The organism is Sulfuritalea sp. (assembly GCF_031426875.1).
GTDB lineage: Bacteria > Pseudomonadota > Gammaproteobacteria > Burkholderiales > Rhodocyclaceae > Sulfuritalea.
In genome coordinates this window covers 30,928-49,024 of the sequence record NZ_JASJPC010000003.1, presented here as the reverse complement: position 1 = coordinate 49,024, position 18,097 = coordinate 30,928, and the positions used below count along the sequence as shown (strand labels likewise).

Below are 18,097 nucleotides of genomic sequence, written 5' to 3'. Positions count from 1 at the left end.
GCAATCGTCAGTCACCGGCAGCCATCGCCGTGGCGCCAGCGCCAACTCTTGAAGCCCATGCCGCGAGCGGCGAAATGCCGCTGCGCGATGCCCTGAGGTAGCATCCGGCGTCATGGAAAATCTCCGGAAAATTTCGCGCACGCCCTCTCGACGCTGGATGCTGCTGCTGGGTCTGGCTATTTTCATGGGCTACCTGATTACCGTTGCCGTGATTCATCGTGATGGCCGACAAGCCGCCGCAGAAGGAGAATCCCCGCTGCTGACGGATTTCACCTCGCTTTACGCGGCCTCGATGCTGGTGCGCCAACAAGCCGCCGTTGACCTTTACCGCCCGCGGGAAATGTATCAGGCCAGCCTGCTCGCGGCTCAGGCCGCCTACGACGGCAAGCTTAGCGAAAAACAAGCCAGGGCAATAGGCTTTCACCCCTGGATGTACCCGCCGACCTTCATTCCGGCGGCGATTCCGCTGGCCTACCTGCCCTACCTGCTCGCCTGGTTTGCCTGGCTGCTCGTCACCGCGATTCCCTACCTGCTGGCGATGCGGACGATACTCAAAGACCAGAGCTTCTGGCTGATCGCGCTGGGCGCACCGCCGGTGTTCTACAACATCATGTACGGCCAGACCGGCTTTCTGACCGCCGGACTGATCGGCCTCGGCCTGGTCTGGCTGCAGCCCCGCCCCATACTGGCGGGAATCTGCATCGGGCTGGCCAGCGTCAAGCCGCATTTCGGCCTGTTGATTCCGATTGCATTGATCTGCGGCGCGCACTGGAAAGCATTCTGGACAGCGGCAATTACCGTGATCGTAAGCGCCGTCGCGGCAGGTCTGCTGTTCGGTGCCGACTCCTGGTTCGGCTTCATCGGCACGCTGTCGTCCAACTTGCGCGGCTTCGAGCAGGGCGCCTACAACTGGAGCGTGATGCCCTCGGTGCTCGGCGCCTTGCACCAGGCCGGGCTCGATCTCGACTGGGCCTGGCGCGGGCAGATACTGGCCGCCGCTGTAGCGCTGGTGGCGGTCGGCTGGGCCTGGTGGTCGCAACCCGAGCGCACGCCCTTGCCCGGGCTCGATGCGGCGATTCTATGCTTGGCGACCCTGCTGGCCGTGCCCATGGTCTATCTTTACGACCTGATGCTGCTGGTGCCGGCGATCGCATGGCTGTGGGCCGACATGCGCGATCGCGGTTATCGAAAGTGGGAAGTGCTGCTGCTGGCAGGGTGCTGCGCCGGCCTCATCGGCTTACGCGAATTCGGCGCGACAGGCCCCATGGTCGGCGTTGCGCTGAACTTCGCACTGCTGTGCCTGGCCCTCTCACGACAGTTCGAGGCCAGGCGTCGAGTCGGCGCTTGACCGCGCCGCCGCTCACGGCGGGTTGGTACACATATTGGTCATCCAGGTCTTGCCGCTACCCGTGGTATTCGTGGTGCTGCCCTGGCTGTTGGGTTTAAGCAGGCCGTTCGCCGTCGTCTTGGCCGTGCTCGATGTCCCGCAATTGCCTTCATCCCATTGCCCGGCGCGGGCAAAGCTTCTTATCTTGAGCTTGGCTTGCAGGTAGTAGGGACCCTGCGTGTAATTATTGCTATTACCGCCGATCGCGATTTCAAAGCTGCTGCCCGCGGCAAAGCCCGCTTCCTCGCCGACGTCGTTCAGATTGACCAGCAAGGCCTTGTTCTTCCAGCCGTGGGGCACGGCGACGTGGCACCAGGTGCACTCCAGCGGTGAGGTCCCTCTCGTGATGTGAAAACTATGCAGGTTGCCGTCGCCCGAACCGCAGCAGAATCCGGATGAACTGGTCGGATTGTGGCACTTGGTGCAGAGAGGCCCGTTGCTGGAAGAGCTTTCCTGGGTCCAGTCCCCCTTGAGGATGAAGGGTTTGGCCGAACCATGGGGACCCCAGGGACTTCCCGTGCCCGTCGAGGTGCCGGTACCGGCGAGAGTCCCGTCCGGCACGACGGAGGTCGTCGAAGTGACATTCGATCCGTGACAGTCGGAACAATACATGGTCTGGCTGCCCACGGCATTGCTCCACGGCAAGCGGAAGGCGCTGGTGGCGGTCAGCGCGCGCAATGTCGCGGTACGCCCGGTCGGCTTCATCACCGGATGCCAGGAGCGATGGTTGTGCCGGTCATAGCCGGTGCCGGCCCCTGCCTCGTCGCCAAGTTCTATGCAACCGGATCCGGGGCAGGTATTGGTATTCGACTCGGTGTCGTGCCCGGTCGGCCCATGAAACTCGCGTGCCTGGTCGGTGTACTGGGCCAGACCGTTGGTTCCGATCGAGGTGCCGGCCGTCGGCGGGCTGGCGCCGTAGGCATAGGAGGAGTGGCATTTGAGACAGACTTGGTACTCGCGGGTGACGTAAGCCTTGGTGTCCGGATAGGTGGTCACGTCGGTCGCCGACAGGCTGTCGCTGCCGGGGTCGCCGCGGCGCGCGGTGTAGTAGCTCTGGGGGATTGCCGTATTGAACTTGCTCGCGTCGGTGTAGGTATAGAGCGGCTCGACGCCCCAGGCGCCGCGCAGGACGCCCGAAGCCACGTTGCTGTGCGTGTAGCCGCTGATGTCCTTGTGGAAATGCGTGCCTTCCTTGTCGTCCTGCTGCACCGCCGGATTGATCCCCGCGGTGAATGTGCCCGTGGTGCTGACCTTGCCGTCGAGGCGATGCAGCCGCACCACGCGATGCGGGTTGTGGCAGTCGGTGCATTCCGCATGGCGGTTGGCCAGCAGGGTCTGGCGCTCGACCATGTCCGCGCCGCACTTGGCTATCCCGCCGGGGCAGTCGGTGGTGTTGTTGCCGCCGATGTCATGTATCTCGGAAGCATTGGTGAGCGGCATCTTGTAAGTCGACTGAAAATCGGTGTAGATGTCCGGCACGGAATCGACATTGCCGAGTATCGAGTTGGCGAGGAGCCGATGGCACTGATAGCAGGTCTCTTCGAGCTTGGAAACACCGCTGGTTGCTCCCTGGCGGGTCAGGCGGCGCGCGCCGCTGACGGTGTGGGTGTCGTGGCAATTCAGGCAGGCGACCTTCCACACCGGCATGCCCTGGGGGAATTGCCTGGTGTCGGCCGCCCCGGAGGTATAGGCCTGCGTCGCGATGTTCGAGTTGGCGTGCGAGGAATAGGCCCAACTGAAGGAATTGGCCGCAGTCCCGTCGTTGCCCTTCTGATGGCAGGACAGGCACACGATGTCATTTGCATCGCTGTAGGATTCGCTGGGCTGCGCCATCTGGAAGCGGCTGCGACGCAGGAACTTGATGTTGCGCTCCTTGGTGATGTCGGCCGCGTCGGCCGCATCGGTGGTGAGCGTGGTCTCGCGGATGTGCGGATCGTGGCAGGTGGTGCATTGCATCTGGCCGGTGCCGCCGCCGGTGCCCGAGGTTGTCTCCAGCGGCAGCACCGGGCGCGTCGATGTGGACCCGTACAGCCCGGTCCCCGAGGTGCTGCTGCCGAGGCCGCTGCCCTGGCCGCCGCCGCGCGTGCCCACCAGGGGATGGGTGCCATTGATCAGCGGCATCGATGCCAGGGGACGCAACTCACCGTCCTGGTTGGTCAATGCCGTGCTGTAGGTGATTGAAATCGGATGGTCGTTGGCCAGGTTCTGTCCAAGATTGCGCGTATAGCCCTCAGTACCCGCCGGCATGGTGGTCGACGTGCTGCCGCCGACTTCGATTGCGCTGCCGAATCCCGAGCCTGGAGCGTTGATGACATTGCCCAGCGCAATGGTGCCGTCATGACACGAAAGGCACAGCTTGGAACTGCCCAGAGGCTGACCGCTCCAGCCGGCCTGAATCGACGCCATCCGGGCATCCAGCGATTCGCTGTTGTAGGGCGTATAGGTGGCGGTATATGTCGCCGCCGTGTCGGCGGTGCCGCCTATCTTGCGATTCCATAGCGGGGCAACCGCCGAGGCGTTGGCGCCATGCGGCGTGTGGCAAAAGACACAGACCTGGGTTTCGCTCGATGATTTCGTGTTGCCGATGGCGCCGCTGGAGGACAGGTTGTGCTTGGTGTTGCGCACATCGGACTGGCGCGCCGCATGGGCCGCCGGCACCGCCAGGATGCCGCAAGCCGCCAGCAGGATCAGCGGCCGCAGGAAGCTATTCACTCTCCGCTCCTCCGCCGAGAAACTGGAACACCGACACGCGGCTGTTCAGGGTGTCGGCCACATAGACACGATTATGCGCATCGGTCCAGACTCCCGCAGGGAGATGAAACTTGCCCGGATCGCTGCCGACACCGCCGATCGACATCAGGAATTCACCTTTCGGGTTATAAATCAGCAAGTGATCGTAAAAGGACTCGACGACATAAATATTGCCTTCGCTATCCGCCGCCACGCCCTTGGGCCTCACCATGTTGCCCACGAACATACCCAGCTTCCCAACCGTAGCAAGATGCTTGCCGGTTTCGGCCGACAGGGTCTGGATTCGCGCGTTGATCGTATCCGCAACGTATAGCTTCTGGTGGCCGACCGCGATGTAGGTCGGGTAGTTGAATTCTCCAGGCCCTTCACCGCGCTCTCCCCACACGTCCAGAAGTTTGCCCTGCAGGTCGAACAGCTTGACCTGATGGTCGGCGGTATCCACCACGTAAATCCGCCGCGTCGTCGGGTCGTAAGCGACGCCCGTCGGACGGGTCAAATGGCCCTTGCCGATGGCTTCCAGCGCATTGCCCTCTCTGTCCAAACGCGCCACCAGCCCCAGTTCGCTGTCGGTGACAAACACTGTGCCGTCGGGGCCCAGGGCGATCGCTATCGGACTGATGAAATTGCGCGATCCCTCAGCCTGCTGCCAAAGTTTCAGCGTGCCTTCCATTTCGTTGAAGACGAAAACCGAGGGCGTTCCGCGATCCGTGACCAGGACCCGCCCCGCTTCATCGACCACGCCGGATTGCGGCCGGTAGAGTTCCCGGGGCGGCGCTTCGCCCTTGATGAATTCGAGAACCCGCCCGATCGCGTCGAGCAGACCGCCGCCTTCGGATTCGGGTTTTGAAAAATTGCGGTCGCCGTAGAGGTGGCCGAGATAAACATAGCGCGGCACCACGCCATCGCTTTCCGACGGAAACATCAGGCGCGTGGTCTGGATCCTGTCGACATCCAGCGCAAAAATGGCTTTGCTGGGCGCACCAGCGCAACCGGACAAGGCGCCCACCAGAAATATCGTGAGGAGTAGGGATTGCAGATGCATCAGCGCCGGCGCCGTCGTATGCGAAAAACTGCAGCTGTCCGGCTGGCGCCGTCGGCTACATACATCATGCCACCATATACCGAAATCTGCTCCGGAGAGATTAGATTGAGCTGCTGCGGCAGCAGCTTTTCCAATCCGCCTTCGAAAACCCGCGAAATGCTGCGGTCGAACCCGTCAAGCACGTAGATCTCGCCGCTATCCGCCACGAGGGCTTTGGGTTGACGAATCTGTCCGAGGGCAAGCTTGCGCACCAGACGCCGGTCGCGCCATTCATTCACGCACTGACACTGCGCATCCGCCGTCAGCAGCCTGGCGCCGTCGAGAGCCACCGGTCCCGCGGCATCGAGTTGCAGATGCGCGATCGCCAGGCGCCCCACGGGTTCAACCTGATCCAGATACCGGGTCAGCGAATCCACGGCGAATACCCGTCCACTCAGTGGGTCGACATCGAAATCCAGGTAGTGGCTGGCGGGCAAGCGCGGCTGCAATGGAGACTGCAGCTGACCCAGCATCGAGTAGCGCTGAATCACGCCCAGAACCCCATCGAGGACATACACCTCGCCGCCGGCGCCGGCACGCAGCCGGCTGGAAGTATTGATCCGCACTCCCGGCACTGCGGCCATCATGCCACCGGCGTGCTGATAGCGAAACAATCGGCCATGGCCGGCATCGGCGATGAAAAGCGCCCCCAGGCTGGCCACCACGGCCACCGGAAACAGGAACGGGACATGGCGTTCATTGCCGCCCGGCAGGGGCATGCCACTGGGATCGATCTTGTCGGTGAGGCGGCCACCGGTAACTCCGAACAAAGGTTCGAGCCAGGCGTCGTTGCCGGCGGCATTGCTGGCAGCAGCAGCCGATCGGCTCGGCGTCCCGCCACAACCAACTATCGCCAGGCCGCAGGCCAGCGCGACGGCACGACGCAGCGCCTCGCGGCGGCTACCAGCGTCCAGGGCCGCCGGTTTCATGACCGCCAACAATTCCGGTCGGCAAGCCGCGCTTGCCGGAGTGACAGAGATCGCACTGGTCGGGCGCCCAGGCAATCTCGCCGTTGTGACATGCGCCGCAAAAACGTCCCTCGACAATATCCGACATCTTGAAATCATTGCTGCCGACGCGCATCTTGAATCCAAGCTCGGCGTGACACACCTTGCATCGGAAACGGATGCGGTGAAACCAGTGAGGGAAAATCACCGGCCGCACACCTTCCTTTTCGGCCCGACGATTCAGCACGACATCTCCATATTCGGCACTGGCCGGCGGCGCTATCGCGAGCAAGCCCGGGACCAGCAACACAAGACACCAAAATTTCACGGTACCGCTCACTTGGGCGGTACCGCACCGGCAGGAATCGCGATCGGCAGCGAGGGCCGGGGTTTCCCGTCGCCAGGCCTGGCCACGCTGTGACAACGGAAGCATTCCGTCAGGGGAAAGGATACAGCGCCATGGCAAACGCCACACTGTTCGCCCTCGAGAATTTTCAACATCGAGAACTTGGTGGCCCCTGCCTCGGCCTTGAACAGATGATCATGGCAATTCGTGCAATCCAGCCAAAGCGTATGCTGGCGATGCGGGAAGCGCACGATCGGCATGCCGCCTTTTAGATTCAGCAGCACATCCGATTCGTAAAGTCGAATCTTGGTATCCGGCCGAAGATTGGCGCGGGGGTTGATTTCGCCCTTTTCCAGGGATTGAACCCACCGCACCATATTCCCGGCGGTGTCCGGCGTCAGCTTGGACAGCGCAACTTCGGGCTCCTGCAGAATCTTTACGGCGGGACCGCGCGGATCGTGAACACCATCCTTGCGCAGGGAAGCCCATTCGTCACCCCATGCCACCGCACTCGCTACAACCGCCAAAACGGCGATAAGCCGCCGCTGTGCCGGCTTACCCGGGAATATAGATACCCGCATTGCGAATAGCGCGCACCAACTCCGCGGTAGATTCCTCCAGCAGTTTGACTGCCTCATCATAGGCTTTGCGCGACGCCGCCTCGTCTGACTTGATGCGCAGTGCCTGGCCCTTCGAAAGATAGGCCTGGACCATTTCGCCGCTCGCTTTTTTGTCATCGACGAGAACTTTGATCAGCATCTGATGCGTATTGTTCCGATCGATTTCATAGTGATATTCTTCTTCCTTGGTCGCGAAGTTCAGTGAGCGTACCAGCGTATCGCCGCTACGCAGGCTGGTCAGCCCGGCCTTGGCGACCAGATAGCCGCGATCGATCTCGACACGCGCCTCCTTGAACTTGCGCTCGTGCGCCAGCACTGCCGCGGCGGCCATCGACTTCTCGATCTGCGCGACGGTTTCGCTCACGCCCTTGGCAGACTTCTCGTCGGACACCCGCTTGTAGGCGCCCAGCAAGGCTTGCACACTTTCCAGACGCAGCAGGTAATCGTTCTCGAGTTTCTTTGCGCTAACTTCTTCTGGCGCAGCAAAGCGCACGGCATCGAAGAAGATGGAACGCGATTCAGCCAGCAGTGCGGACGCCTTTTCCAGATTGCCCTGTTCGAGCGCCGCCTTGGCGGCACCATGCAGTTCGCGCGCGCGATCGCGCCGCTGCATTGCCTCAGGCGCTTTGCTGGAATCGATCTGGCGCGCAGCAGACGAGCTTTCCAGCAGTTTGCCTACCGAATCCAGATTGGACGTCAGTTGCACCTTGTCGATCTTGTTGCCGGCCAGACGCGATGCGGCACTTTCCGGCGCATTGGCCGGCGGCGGAGTTTGAGCCAGCACACCCCCGCAGGCAAGCAGGGAAATCAGCAGGACCATCGGCTTGTTCATCGTAATCCCTCGTTCACTTCGTCGCCGGCGCAGTTGCCTGGGCGGGACGGAATTCTTTCTTCTTCGAATGGCAAAGACGGCACTCCGAAACCGGGAAGGCCACCTTGCCGTGACAGACACCACATTTCTCGCCGAGGAGAATTGCCGCCATGCTGATCGCGTTGGCGCCTTTCTGCGGCACGAAGATCGCCGGATGGCAATTCGAGCAGTCAAGCCATTCCGTGTGCTGTTTGTGCGGATACACCACGTCGGGCATCGAGCCTTTTACTTCGCGCACGATGTTGAGATCGATGACGACGGGGGCGGCATTGGCATCCTGGCGGTCCCAGCGCGGGTTGATCTTTTTCTCATCGATCGCCTTTACCCAGTTGACGCGATTGCCGGCCAGGCTTTTCGGCAGGGGGCCATATGCCGCCAACGGGGCCATCAAGACGAGAGTACCGTCGTTGGCCGGATCATGGATGCCGTCCTCGGCGGGCGGCGGGTTGCGTTTGCCGATCGGCTTCAGGAGCCGGTTGAAGGAGTTGATATCGGCGGCCGATGCTCCCGAGGTATTTGCCGTCGCATCTATTTTTGCGACTGGCGCGACCGCCGCGGCAACAGGTGCAGCAGCCATCGCGGCAGGTGCAGCCGCGGCCTTGGGAGCAGCCGCTACCGGGGCAGCGGCGGGTGCAGCAGCCGGCTTTGCCGGACTCGCCGACGCGGTCTTCTTTACCGACGCCAGCATGAAATCCACGGCTGCCTTGACGTCGCCATCCGATGCGGTCAGGTTGCCGCCCTTGGCCGGCATGCCCTTTGCCGTACCCTTCAGGGCGCTGGCATACAAGCGAGCGGTTCCGCCTGCCAGACGGGGCTGCCAGTCGGCCGCATTGCCAAATCGCGGCGCTCCGGCGATTCCAGCCGCATGGCAAACCGCACACGTCTTGTTGTACAAATCCTTGCCGGCATCGGCGAAGGCCGCCCCTCCAAAAAATACCGACATCAGGACGGGAAGAATAACTCGTTCAATTTTCATGATCGCCCGTCCCTTATTTCTTCTGTAGTGCCGCAGGGGCCAGTTTCTGGATCGTGCTTTCGTGCACTTGCGTCGGTGTACCCGGCTTTGCCGAATGACACAGATTGCAGTTCTCCACCGACCAGGCGAGTTCGCCGTTGTGACAGGCGCCGCAAAACTGGCCGTCGATGATCTTCACCATGTTGATCTCGTTGCCTCCCGCCTTGAACTTGAAGCCGAGATCTGCGTGGCACACCTTGCAGCGGAACCGGACGCGATGAAACCAGTGGGGAAATATTGCCGGGCGCATGCCGGCGGCATCGGAGTAATTATTTATTACAACATCCCCATACTCTGCGCGCGCGTCGTCGGTGTCGAATGCGACTATCGCGGCAAATGCGAGCAGGATTGCGAACCAGCGTTGCCAAGGGGATCTTCCGATCATATTACCTTCCTCTAAAAGCATGTTTTTGCTTAAATGTTGCGGTCTGAATTCTACCAGCGGCCATTGAAGATTCCGTCGAAATCCCGACTGACCGCGCCGAATATGGAAGCAGATTTCCTGCCAGCTTGATCGATAGTCGTCAGTCTCAGGCTAAAGGCCAGTTTTCCGAGCCGGTAGTCCAGCAGATGCTGCATGGACACGCTCTGCTGACTGTTCAGAGCCTCGGCAAGCGAGCCTTGCAGACGCTGGTTCGAGAAACTGTTCACATACATCAGATTGCCCGTGTAGTTCAACAGGGGGAAAGAAAACAGATTGCGGTGCGTATAACCGATGGTGAAAGTGCCCATCGTCGTCGGCGCCGAGTTGTCGAAGGTCACGCCATTAATGGTTTCAACGTTGGAAACACTGGCAATGGAGCGGCTCCAGTTCAGCCCCGCATTGGCGGTCAGGCTGGCATGTCGCGTAAACTGATAGGCGCCGCCGCCCGTCAGGTTGGCGCTCTGAAAATGATGGTTGCCGGTCGAGGCGTTCGATATCGAATCGGAAACCGTCACGCTCAGGTTTCCGCGCAACGCCGCGCTCAGCGTCGAACTCCACGAAGCGGCCGCGGAATTGCTCATGGTGACCGTCGGACCCTGTTCGCTGGTGGATCGCGAAAGGCCCTGATTCGCGGAGAAATTGACTGCCTGACTCTCGCCGAAAATAAAGTTACGCCCAAGGCTGTGGTTGGCGCTGACGCTGGTACCGACGAAATTCTGACCGGCGCTGGATGCCGTCCTCGATGCGCCGCCGCCGACGCCCCAGCCGTAGTTGAATCCCATCAGTTGCAAGGGATTTCCGGTGTAGGAGACAGCCGCCGATTGCGAGTTGATGAAGGCGCGCGGCCCCTCCGATGTACCGAGTATTCCCGCAGACGCCCCCCCGGAAGCCGAGAGGTTGTTGTTGAAACGGTAGGTTCCGGTGACATTGCCGACGACGTTCAACAGACTGCTCTTGGCGCCGTTGCTGGTTACCTGCGTGTGAATAAGGTTGCCACCGCCGGTCAACGTCAATGGCTGGTCTTCGTACGGCCTCCAGGTAAAACTGGTGGTGCCCAGAAGCAGGTTTGCCGCATTTTCGATGGATACATTTCCTTGAGCTGACGTCGTCTGGTTCCGCGTGTACTCCAGCGCGCTGTTGATGCTCAGATCCTCATGCACCCACCAGCCATGGCTCACCTTGCCGGTCAGCCGACGGTAGTTTTCGGCCGACAGATCTGCAGCCGACGAAGTCAGCCCGAAATTGGCATTGAGCGCATGCCTGCCTTCCAGCAGATGATCGAAGTCGAATTCCGCCCCGGTCGAGAAATCCCCGAGCAGCGATGTAGTGGAACTGGTACCGGTCGCGGTACTAAAGCTGTTGCGGTTAAACGATGCGCCATAGCGCTCACGGCCTTCCTCGGGGCGGTACTGCTGACGCACCGAAATATTGTTGAAGCGGGTCTCCTGCCCCACGTCGAAGGCCCTGGTTTCTGAACTCCCCTGCGTGAAATTGACGCTGAGCGGATAACGGCTGAGCGGCAGCACATCGGCGCCGAGCGAATAACTGAGCCCGCTGCTGACTCCTTTGACGTTCTGTCCGGCGGTCGACGAGTAGGTCGACTTGCCCAGGTTGTAGTTGAACGATCCGTTCCATTGCGCAACATAGGGGGCGACGACAAAACTGCTGGCCTGGAGCGCGACGGTATTTATATCGTTGAGAAAATTCGTACCCTGCCCCTGCGTCGAATTCAGACTCGACACCGTATTTCCTGCCCAGCGAATCGGCGCCATGCCCCATCGGGTTTCGCCAATATCGGGAAGGCTGTCGCCTGGAGCATTCTGCACGCCGGCAGGCGTAGCGGATCCAGCGGTGGGGCGCCGCGGTGCCGATGCCGATGCCGGACGTGGATCGAAGGGTATGGGTTGTTCCGGCGCGTCCGGTCCGTCTGTCGTCGTCCCGCGCGGCTGCGGATCCCGTCCAACTCTGGCAGTTCCCTGCCCACCCGCTGCGGGAGCTCCGGCCACGACCGTCACGCTGCCCGGCATGGCGCGCGACAAGCTCAGGTTCTGCGACAAGGTCAGGCGAAGGCTCGGCTCGGGCCGCGCGCCGGCGGCGACACGCTTCCGTGGCGGAGTTTTGCTGCGGACGGGCGGTGTTAGCAGCAGGGATAACTGCAGCGAAAACTGATCGCCGGAACGGATCGCAGCCCTCATGTCCGCCCCTCGTGGCACCACCAGGGCTGCTTCCTGGCGACCACTGCCGGAACTGCTCTGAGACCACGCCGCGCTGGTGCAGAATGCGCCCCCGATCAAGCTCAGCAGCAGGCGATCGGAATGGCTGCGATCACAGCCCCGCTTAGATTTCCTCACTGTGCCAAACCGTTGCCATTGCGTGCTGAGTGAGCGCTTGGTGCAAGCCCTCCTCAGTCTATTGATTTGGCGCCTTTAATGCCGCCGGACGCCCTTCCGCAATGACCACGTCCGCATTCTTGCGCAACGAGGCGACGAAGTCCTTCCAGACCTGATCCCGCTTTTCGCGCATTGCCAGTTGTTGCGCGCGCGCCTTGACTTGCTCATAGTCGCGCAGGGTCGCCGGTGTTCGCTCATCGACCCGAAATATTCCTATCCCCTCCAGAACCCTGACAGGCTCACCGACTTCACCGTTCTTGTAGGTTCCCAAAACCGCCTGGACTGCTTCGGGCAGCATTCCCATGTGTACGTAGCCCATGTCGCCGCCTTGCGCGGAACTGGGATCAGAGGAGACCATGCGGGCGATATCCACAAAGTTCGCTCCACCGCGAATCCTGCGTACTGTGGCCTCCGCCTCGGCGATCGCCGCGTTCCAGACTGAAACCGACGACGAGGGATCCACTCCGAGCAGAATCGCATGAACCCGCAGGCGCTCCGGTTCGGTAAACAATTCGGGCTTCGCCAGATAGAAAGCCCGCACCTCTTCCGGCGCCATGCTGACGGCATCGCGGACCTGGGTTTCGAGCTGGGCGACCCGTACCTGCTCCTCGAGTTCGCTGCGCAATTGCGGCAGAACGCGTTCCCGGTCCCGCTGCCACTCTGGCGACCGGGCATTCTGTTGCTCGAAGGCGTTTACCCGCCGATCGACTTCTTCGCGATTGGGCTGGATGCCGCGTCGCGTGGATTCCTCGCTCAGCAGTATGCTATTGATAATATGATCGGTGACTACTTCCCGCGCCTTCAGCAAGTCTTCGTCGGGCACGCGGCCATGATAGTACTTCGTTCGCAGATAAGCGCCGAAGGCGGCGTGAAACTCCCCTTGGGTCACGCGCCGGGAATTCACCCGGGCGAAAAGTCCCTGCTCGATGGCCGGTGCAGGAGCAGACGCACCGGCTGCGGAAGCTACCGTTCCCGGTGCGGTTGCAGAAGAAGCCTGTCCCGTCGCCTGCCCAAGTACCGGCGAGGAAAAGGCAAACATCATGAGCGCGCCGAATCCGGCAAGCGTTGGACCGGAAAGCCGTTTCATCAATAGTTTCCTCCTGGTAGGCGCGCTTGAATTCCAAGCCGCAAGTAGACAATCTTAAAGCGTATGGGTTTCATGCACCATGCAGCGAAAAAAAAGCCCCACGAACTCGCGGGGCCTTGTGTTACTTGGTGAAGCCAGGGCGGTATGTCAGCCGGCCATCGCTACCTGACAATCCGTACCGCTGTGATGGCCGATGTTTCGTCGCTGATTACTTGTTGTGACAGGTGAGGCAGACCGCGCTGGCAGCGTTCGACTTTCTCAGGAATGTGCCGTTCGACGTATTGTGCGGGTCATGGCAGCTGCCGCATTCGACGAAATAGTCGCTGTTCCGCGAATACAACTGGATGTCGGCCTTGTCCCGCTTGGTGTTCGAATTGCCGTCGAAGTAGGCAATCGTATTGGCGGACATGGTTATCGGTGCTTTGAAGTCCGCGTCGGCACAGGCGGTCAGAACACCTACGCCACCGGCGAGAGTCATGCCGCCACCGCAATAAGGCACCTGGATCGGGTGGTCGTTGGTCAGGTCCACACCCAGGTTGGCGACCGAAGTCTGAACGATCTTGGCGTCGGCCGTGGCGCTCCATGTGTAACCCACGGCGCTGTAGGCCCGAACGCCAGCCGAAAGGCCGCCGCTACCCGGAATGTTGATCAGGACGTCCATCGACTGCGAACCGTCATGGCAGGAAAGGCAGGCCAGGGACACGCCGCCTGTCGTCACCGAACCATCCATGGTCGAGGAATTGGTCTGACTGTAAGTCGTCAGCACGGAACTGCTCACTGCCTTGTTCCACAGGGGCGCATTGACATTGCTGTTCGACGCGTGCGGCGTATGACAGAACACGCAGATTTCCGGCGATCCGTTGGCACCCGTACCGGAGACCTTGTTACCCGCACCACCGGTAGACGTGAGGTCATGCTTGGAACCGCTGATCTGCGCTTGAACTCCCATGGACATCGCCGACAGCAACAACGCCCCCCCCAAACCGAGCAGATATCTGCCCAAGAAACCACTCAAACGCTTGTCCATGACCATCCTCCTAAATTTGAGAACCAAGACCATTGATTCGACTCTACGCCCACTATCAAGCACTTTATGTGCCAGCAGTCAGCATCTAGGGCGGAAGTAGTATTGCTCGGCCAATAATCGCAAAACGGGCTCGTCGTCGTGACAATAGTCACACCGATAGACGGCCTCGGCAAACTGGCGGTGCCTGTAATGCGTGTCCACAATCTGTTCGTCGCCGGCTACTACACCAGAATCGAGAAAAATATTCCCGAGAACAAGAAACCAAGTGGCGCACTCGGAAATTATGTGTTGGCGGAGTTCACTTGGCTTTCTTTGCGCTTCCAAGAAAGCCATCGGTGGGTTTCATGGCATAGGGCCGGAACACGTCGACGCGGGAGAACCATTGATCGACGAAGTAAACGCGATCATTCTCGTCGACCGTTATTCCTGAAGGCAGCATGTAGCCGGCGGGAACATCCTTTTCGGAGCGGTCGCCGACAAACATCAGCAATTCTCCATCGGCGTTGAACACCTGGAAGTTGCCGAAGGCGGAATCGGCGACATACACGTTGCCGATGGAATCGACCGCAACTTCCTTGGGCCGTGCGAAATCACCGAGTTGCTTCCCGGCCTGGCCGAAAGTCTTGATGAACTTGCCGTCCTTGTCAAATATCTGTACGCGGAAATTACCGCCATCGACAACATAAATCCGCCCGTCCTTGCCGATCGCCACATCGCGCGGCAGATTGAATTCGCCCGGATTGGACCCGCGCTTGCCGATGTCGAAAAGATGTTGCCCATTTCGCGTATCGAAGATCCTGACCCGATGCTGATCGGAATCCACGCCGCCGATATCGACCACATAGATGCGGCTGCCGTCGGGGCTCACGGTCACGCTGGACAGCCGTTTGAACATCTTCGGATCTCCAATTCTGCGTAGGAATTTTCCTTCGATATCGAATACCATGATCTGGTTTCGGGTCGCATCGGCGACATATACGATGCCACTCCGGTCCACGTCGACGCCAAGCGGTTTTAATACTGTGTTTTCCACATCGGCGTCACCGATCTGGTAGTGCCTTTGGCCGGGAACATCGAACACGCGAACCATTCGGGCGGCCGAGTCGGTCACCAAGACCTTGCCCCGATATACCGCTACCGCATAGGGTTTCACCAAAGGCTGGTTTTCGACGCTTGCCACTCCGGTCAACGCGCGCCTCAATGCACCTTCGTCGGTTTCCGGGGTGACATCGGCACTGCCGCGTATGGTTCGCTCAAAAACAAACCTGGGTTCATCCGGCGGTAGTGGAAATACCAGTTCCTTCGCAGCCCGGCCCACCTGACTCATGTCGCGCTTATCGATCGCCACGCAGCCCGAGAGCGAACTCAGCGTGGCCAGCATGAGAATCGAGCCGCCGAGCCGAGAAAAGGATGATTTCATTGATTTGCTCCGATGGTTATTTATACGTTCAAGCCGCTGCACAGCGCACCATGATCATCTCGCCCTTGCTACTTGTCGTGACAGGTCAGGCAAAGCTTGCTGCCGTCATTGGCCACTCGCAGAAAGGTTCTCGCCTGACTATGTGGATCATGGCAACTGCTGCATTCGATATAGGGAATGATCGAGCCACGGACATCAATCTCGTCCTCTTCCCCGCTTGCACCCTCCCGGCGCCCATAAAGAGGTAAGTCAGCGCGGGTGCGACGCGCCGTCACGCCGTCCCGCGAAACCCACCAAACCGCCCTGCCTTCAATCAAGCCTTGACTGGCATCGCGAAAATCGTCCACCGCCGTGAGATGCTCCGCGGCCTTGAACGGTTGCGCCGAACTGCCCCGAAATGTCTGAGTGGAGCGCCCGGTATGCTTGATTGCGCCACGATATGGCACTCCGTAGGGGTGATCCGCCGAGGTGCGCCCCAGCTCGAACGCCTGGTTGGAATCGTGGCAGGACAGGCACGCGACCGATTGCGAACCAACCGATGGCTTGCCCAGCCCCAGACGGCCAATATCATCATAGATCGCGAACACATGATCGGGGCCAAGCGACTGTTGCCATAGCGGGTGTCGAGGCCCCGTGTTGCCGGTACTACCGGCCGGAAGCTCTCCGATATCTATTGCCGGGGTGTGGCAGAAGACACATACCGCTCTCTCGTTAACTGTTTTATCCCGCGAGCGGATCAAGTTGTGCGGCGTCGCGCGAATATCCGCCACGGCATCGACCGTCAGCAGTCCGCCCAGAGCAATCAGCGCCCACGACAGGAGCCAATTTGCGCGCAGGGACAGCAGCCCAAGTTTCATGCAGCTATCCAAACCCGATTGATGGAATCACTAGGTACATATGGACGGTCACGAAAAACAACATCGACCCCACGGCGAGCCGAATCGGAGTTAGATAAGGGCAATACACCACCAGCAATCGCTAAGGCTAGCTCTTTCATTGAATTCCAGTGTAGCTGCATTGTAGATTCAATTTTCCCTTGCCTGCCGTTGATCAATTATCTGCTGGACACCAGTTCTGCTACTGCTCATGCGCTACTCGCGTCTGGCCTTTCAAACTCGCCACCTTTCCCAGCATGTAATCAAGACCCGCCGCCGCCTGCGCATCGGAAATAGAAGCGTTGCCGCCCTTCGGCGGCATTCCGCCCTTGCCACGCAGCACCGAATTCAAAAGATTTTGCCGCCCGATGGACAAACGCGGCTCCCAATCCGCCCGATTGTCTATACGCGGCGCCATTGCCACGCCGTTGACGTGGCACAAGGCGCAGTTCTGCAGGAAAACTTCCTGTCCTGTTGCTCTGTCTTTGGCAACCGCGATTCCCTCCATGGGCACAAGCGATACCATCCACACGGCCAGTGGAGCCAGGACCAGCAAAATCCGGAAAACGGCCAAATCCATTTTAATATGCATTGCCCTGAATCTCCGCCAAGGAACGCGGAGTACCAACGGAGTAACGCAAGAATCACACCAAAGTATTTTTCAGGCGCGATACCTGCTTTCGCCATTGCCGCATCACATCGATTCGCTCTACCATGCACGCCTTGCGCAGACAATTCCACGGAGCTCCCTAAAGGCCATGACAGCCATCCAATCTCGACTTTTTAGAATTTTTGCCATGCCTGCACTTGCCGCTATTGCACTGGGAACACTTGCTTCCTCGGAAGTCCTGGCAGGCAAACATGATTCCAAAGGCGCCGAATCAAGGCCGGATGCGATTTACCATAATTACTGCTCGGTCTGCCACGGCGACCGAGGTGACGGCCGCAGTCGTGCGCGGAACAGCCTGACTCCTCCGCCACGGGACTTCACGAGCGCTGGGGAGCTGAGCCGGGAAACGATGATCGTCATCACCACCCACGGTAAGCCCGGTACCGCGATGGTGGGCTGGAAAACCCAACTCAGCAGCGCCGAGATAGAGGGTGTCGTCGATTACATCCGCAAGACCTTCATGATCGTGATACTGGATCCACGGCTGCAGAAAGGTAAGGCTATCTATGCGCAGAACTGCATCGCCTGCCATGGAGCGCAGGGACAAGGCAGCAATTTGCCCATCGGCGGATCGCTGCCGGCGCGTGACCTGGCCTCACCCCAGGCTCGTGCGGAACTGACCCGAGAACGAATGATCTCTTCGGTGACCAGCGGCAGGCCTGGAACGGCGATGGCGGGATTCGGCGGTCGCCTTTCAGGACCGGACATTGAAGCCGTGGTTGACTATGTGCGTAGCGCCCTGATGGTTCCTCAGACCGACATATCAGGCACCGATGCCCATGCCGGACGCGTGGCTGGGTCGAGGGCCCCGCTGCCAAAAGCGTCAAAGCCTTCTGGCACGGACATGAAGCAGCCGATGCCGAATGGACTGAAGGGTGATCCAGTTGCAGGCGGCCGTTTCTACATGGCGAACTGCGCGACCTGCCATGGAGTCACTGGCGACGGCAAGGGACCACGCGCTTATTTCATCAACCCGAAGCCCCGCAATTTCCTCGAGCCCGGATTCATTTCGACATTCAACAGGCCAGCGGTTTATGCCGCGACGGCAACCGGCCGCCTTGGAACGGAAATGCCGGCCTGGAGCAAGGTTCTCAGCGAGCAGGAACTTGCCAATGTCTCGGAGTTCGTGTTTCGGCGCTTCATCCTGCCGGGGCAAAAATCAGCCAAGACGAAGTAGTTGCAGCCA

16 protein-coding genes are annotated in these 18,097 nt (G+C 60.3%); 2 read left to right on the top strand and 14 right to left on the bottom strand.

All coding sequences use genetic code 11. The annotated features are described in order from the left end of the window. Positions 1-112: 112 nt before the first annotated feature. Positions 113-1,348 carry a glycosyltransferase family 87 protein gene (locus RMO95_RS01195; protein WP_310448755.1) on the top strand — a complete coding sequence of 412 codons (1,236 nt, stop codon included), beginning with the start codon at positions 113-115 and terminating at the stop codon, positions 1,346-1,348. A 12-nt stretch (positions 1,349-1,360) separates the two neighbouring features. Here the strand turns inward: RMO95_RS01195 and RMO95_RS01190 are convergent, their stop codons facing one another. The 14 genes from RMO95_RS01190 to RMO95_RS01120 form a co-directional block, all read right to left on the bottom strand. Next, positions 1,361-4,099: a cytochrome c3 family protein gene (locus tag RMO95_RS01190; protein WP_310448754.1), complete on the bottom strand. Its 2,739-nt coding sequence runs from the start codon at positions 4,097-4,099 to the stop codon at positions 1,361-1,363. Then, the gene (locus RMO95_RS01185; protein ID WP_310448753.1) at positions 4,092-5,144 is read right to left on the bottom strand and encodes a 6-bladed beta-propeller; all 1,053 of its coding nucleotides are present in this window, start codon (positions 5,142-5,144) and stop codon (positions 4,092-4,094) included. The genes RMO95_RS01190 and RMO95_RS01185 overlap by 8 nt, the downstream gene beginning before the upstream one ends. A 35-nt stretch (positions 5,145-5,179) precedes the next feature. After that, positions 5,180-6,148 (bottom strand): hypothetical protein, encoded by a 969-nt coding sequence (locus RMO95_RS01180; protein WP_310448752.1) that lies wholly within the window; start codon positions 6,146-6,148, stop codon positions 5,180-5,182. Next, positions 6,120-6,506 carry a c(7)-type cytochrome triheme domain-containing protein gene (locus RMO95_RS01175; protein WP_310448751.1) on the bottom strand — a complete coding sequence of 129 codons (387 nt, stop codon included), beginning with the start codon at positions 6,504-6,506 and terminating at the stop codon, positions 6,120-6,122. Before RMO95_RS01175 ends, RMO95_RS01180 begins: the two co-directional genes overlap by 29 nt. Next, on the bottom strand, positions 6,503-7,018 hold the full coding sequence (locus tag RMO95_RS01170; RefSeq protein WP_310448750.1) for a c(7)-type cytochrome triheme domain-containing protein: 516 nt from the start codon (positions 7,016-7,018) through the stop codon (positions 6,503-6,505). Before RMO95_RS01170 ends, RMO95_RS01175 begins: the two co-directional genes overlap by 4 nt. 49 nt (positions 7,019-7,067) lie before the next feature. Further along, positions 7,068-7,952, bottom strand: a complete 885-nt coding sequence (locus tag RMO95_RS01165) for a hypothetical protein (protein WP_310448749.1) — start codon at positions 7,950-7,952, stop codon at positions 7,068-7,070. Positions 7,953-7,977: 25 nt separating this feature from the next. Further along, complete coding sequence (locus RMO95_RS01160; protein WP_409574917.1) at positions 7,978-8,946, bottom strand: c(7)-type cytochrome triheme domain-containing protein; 969 nt, start codon at positions 8,944-8,946, stop codon at positions 7,978-7,980. 46 nt (positions 8,947-8,992) lie between these two features. Then, entirely contained in the window at positions 8,993-9,403 is a 411-nt protein-coding gene (locus RMO95_RS01150; RefSeq protein WP_310448748.1) for a c(7)-type cytochrome triheme domain-containing protein, read from the bottom strand. A 50-nt stretch (positions 9,404-9,453) separates the two neighbouring features. Further along, positions 9,454-11,637, bottom strand: coding sequence for a hypothetical protein (locus tag RMO95_RS01145; RefSeq protein ID WP_310448747.1), 2,184 nt, complete (start codon positions 11,635-11,637; stop codon positions 9,454-9,456). 214 nt (positions 11,638-11,851) lie between these two features. Continuing rightward, entirely contained in the window at positions 11,852-12,919 is a 1,068-nt protein-coding gene (locus tag RMO95_RS01140; protein ID WP_310448746.1) for a peptidylprolyl isomerase, read from the bottom strand. 208 nt (positions 12,920-13,127) lie between these two features. Further along, positions 13,128-13,946, bottom strand: a complete 819-nt coding sequence (locus RMO95_RS01135; protein ID WP_310448745.1) for a cytochrome c3 family protein — start codon at positions 13,944-13,946, stop codon at positions 13,128-13,130. Between the two features lie 298 nt (positions 13,947-14,244). After that, positions 14,245-15,366, bottom strand: a complete 1,122-nt coding sequence (locus tag RMO95_RS01130; RefSeq protein ID WP_310448744.1) for a 6-bladed beta-propeller — start codon at positions 15,364-15,366, stop codon at positions 14,245-14,247. 68 nt (positions 15,367-15,434) lie between these two features. Then, positions 15,435-16,223 (bottom strand): cytochrome c3 family protein, encoded by a 789-nt coding sequence (locus RMO95_RS01125; RefSeq protein WP_310448743.1) that lies wholly within the window; start codon positions 16,221-16,223, stop codon positions 15,435-15,437. Positions 16,224-16,443: 220 nt separating this feature from the next. Then, positions 16,444-16,833, bottom strand: coding sequence for a c-type cytochrome (locus tag RMO95_RS01120; RefSeq protein ID WP_310448742.1), 390 nt, complete (start codon positions 16,831-16,833; stop codon positions 16,444-16,446). Positions 16,834-16,999: 166 nt separating this feature from the next. Between RMO95_RS01120 and RMO95_RS01115 the strand changes: the two genes are divergently transcribed. Next, positions 17,000-18,088 (top strand): c-type cytochrome, encoded by a 1,089-nt coding sequence (locus RMO95_RS01115; protein WP_310448741.1) that lies wholly within the window; start codon positions 17,000-17,002, stop codon positions 18,086-18,088. Positions 18,089-18,097: the final 9 nt, after the last annotated feature.

Excerpts from the sequence above, each read along its gene's own strand:
- RMO95_RS01195 (WP_310448755.1), top strand. The coding sequence starts at position 113 with ATGGAAAATCTCCGGAAAATTTCGCGCACGCCCTCTCGACGCTGGATG.
- RMO95_RS01180 (WP_310448752.1), bottom strand. The coding sequence starts at position 6,148 with ATGAAACCGGCGGCCCTGGACGCTGGTAGCCGCCGCGAGGCGCTGCGT.
- RMO95_RS01165 (WP_310448749.1), bottom strand. The coding sequence starts at position 7,952 with ATGGTCCTGCTGATTTCCCTGCTTGCCTGCGGGGGTGTGCTGGCTCAA.
- RMO95_RS01160 (WP_409574917.1), bottom strand. The coding sequence starts at position 8,946 with ATGTCGGTATTTTTTGGAGGGGCGGCCTTCGCCGATGCCGGCAAGGAT.
- RMO95_RS01150 (WP_310448748.1), bottom strand. The coding sequence starts at position 9,403 with ATGATCGGAAGATCCCCTTGGCAACGCTGGTTCGCAATCCTGCTCGCA.
- RMO95_RS01145 (WP_310448747.1), bottom strand. The coding sequence starts at position 11,637 with ATGAGGGCTGCGATCCGTTCCGGCGATCAGTTTTCGCTGCAGTTATCC.
- RMO95_RS01140 (WP_310448746.1), bottom strand. The coding sequence starts at position 12,919 with ATGAAACGGCTTTCCGGTCCAACGCTTGCCGGATTCGGCGCGCTCATG.
- RMO95_RS01135 (WP_310448745.1), bottom strand. The coding sequence starts at position 13,946 with ATGGACAAGCGTTTGAGTGGTTTCTTGGGCAGATATCTGCTCGGTTTG.
- RMO95_RS01130 (WP_310448744.1), bottom strand. The coding sequence starts at position 15,366 with ATGAAATCATCCTTTTCTCGGCTCGGCGGCTCGATTCTCATGCTGGCC.
- RMO95_RS01125 (WP_310448743.1), bottom strand. The coding sequence starts at position 16,223 with ATGAAACTTGGGCTGCTGTCCCTGCGCGCAAATTGGCTCCTGTCGTGG.
- RMO95_RS01120 (WP_310448742.1), bottom strand. The coding sequence starts at position 16,833 with ATGCATATTAAAATGGATTTGGCCGTTTTCCGGATTTTGCTGGTCCTG.
- RMO95_RS01115 (WP_310448741.1), top strand. The coding sequence starts at position 17,000 with ATGACAGCCATCCAATCTCGACTTTTTAGAATTTTTGCCATGCCTGCA.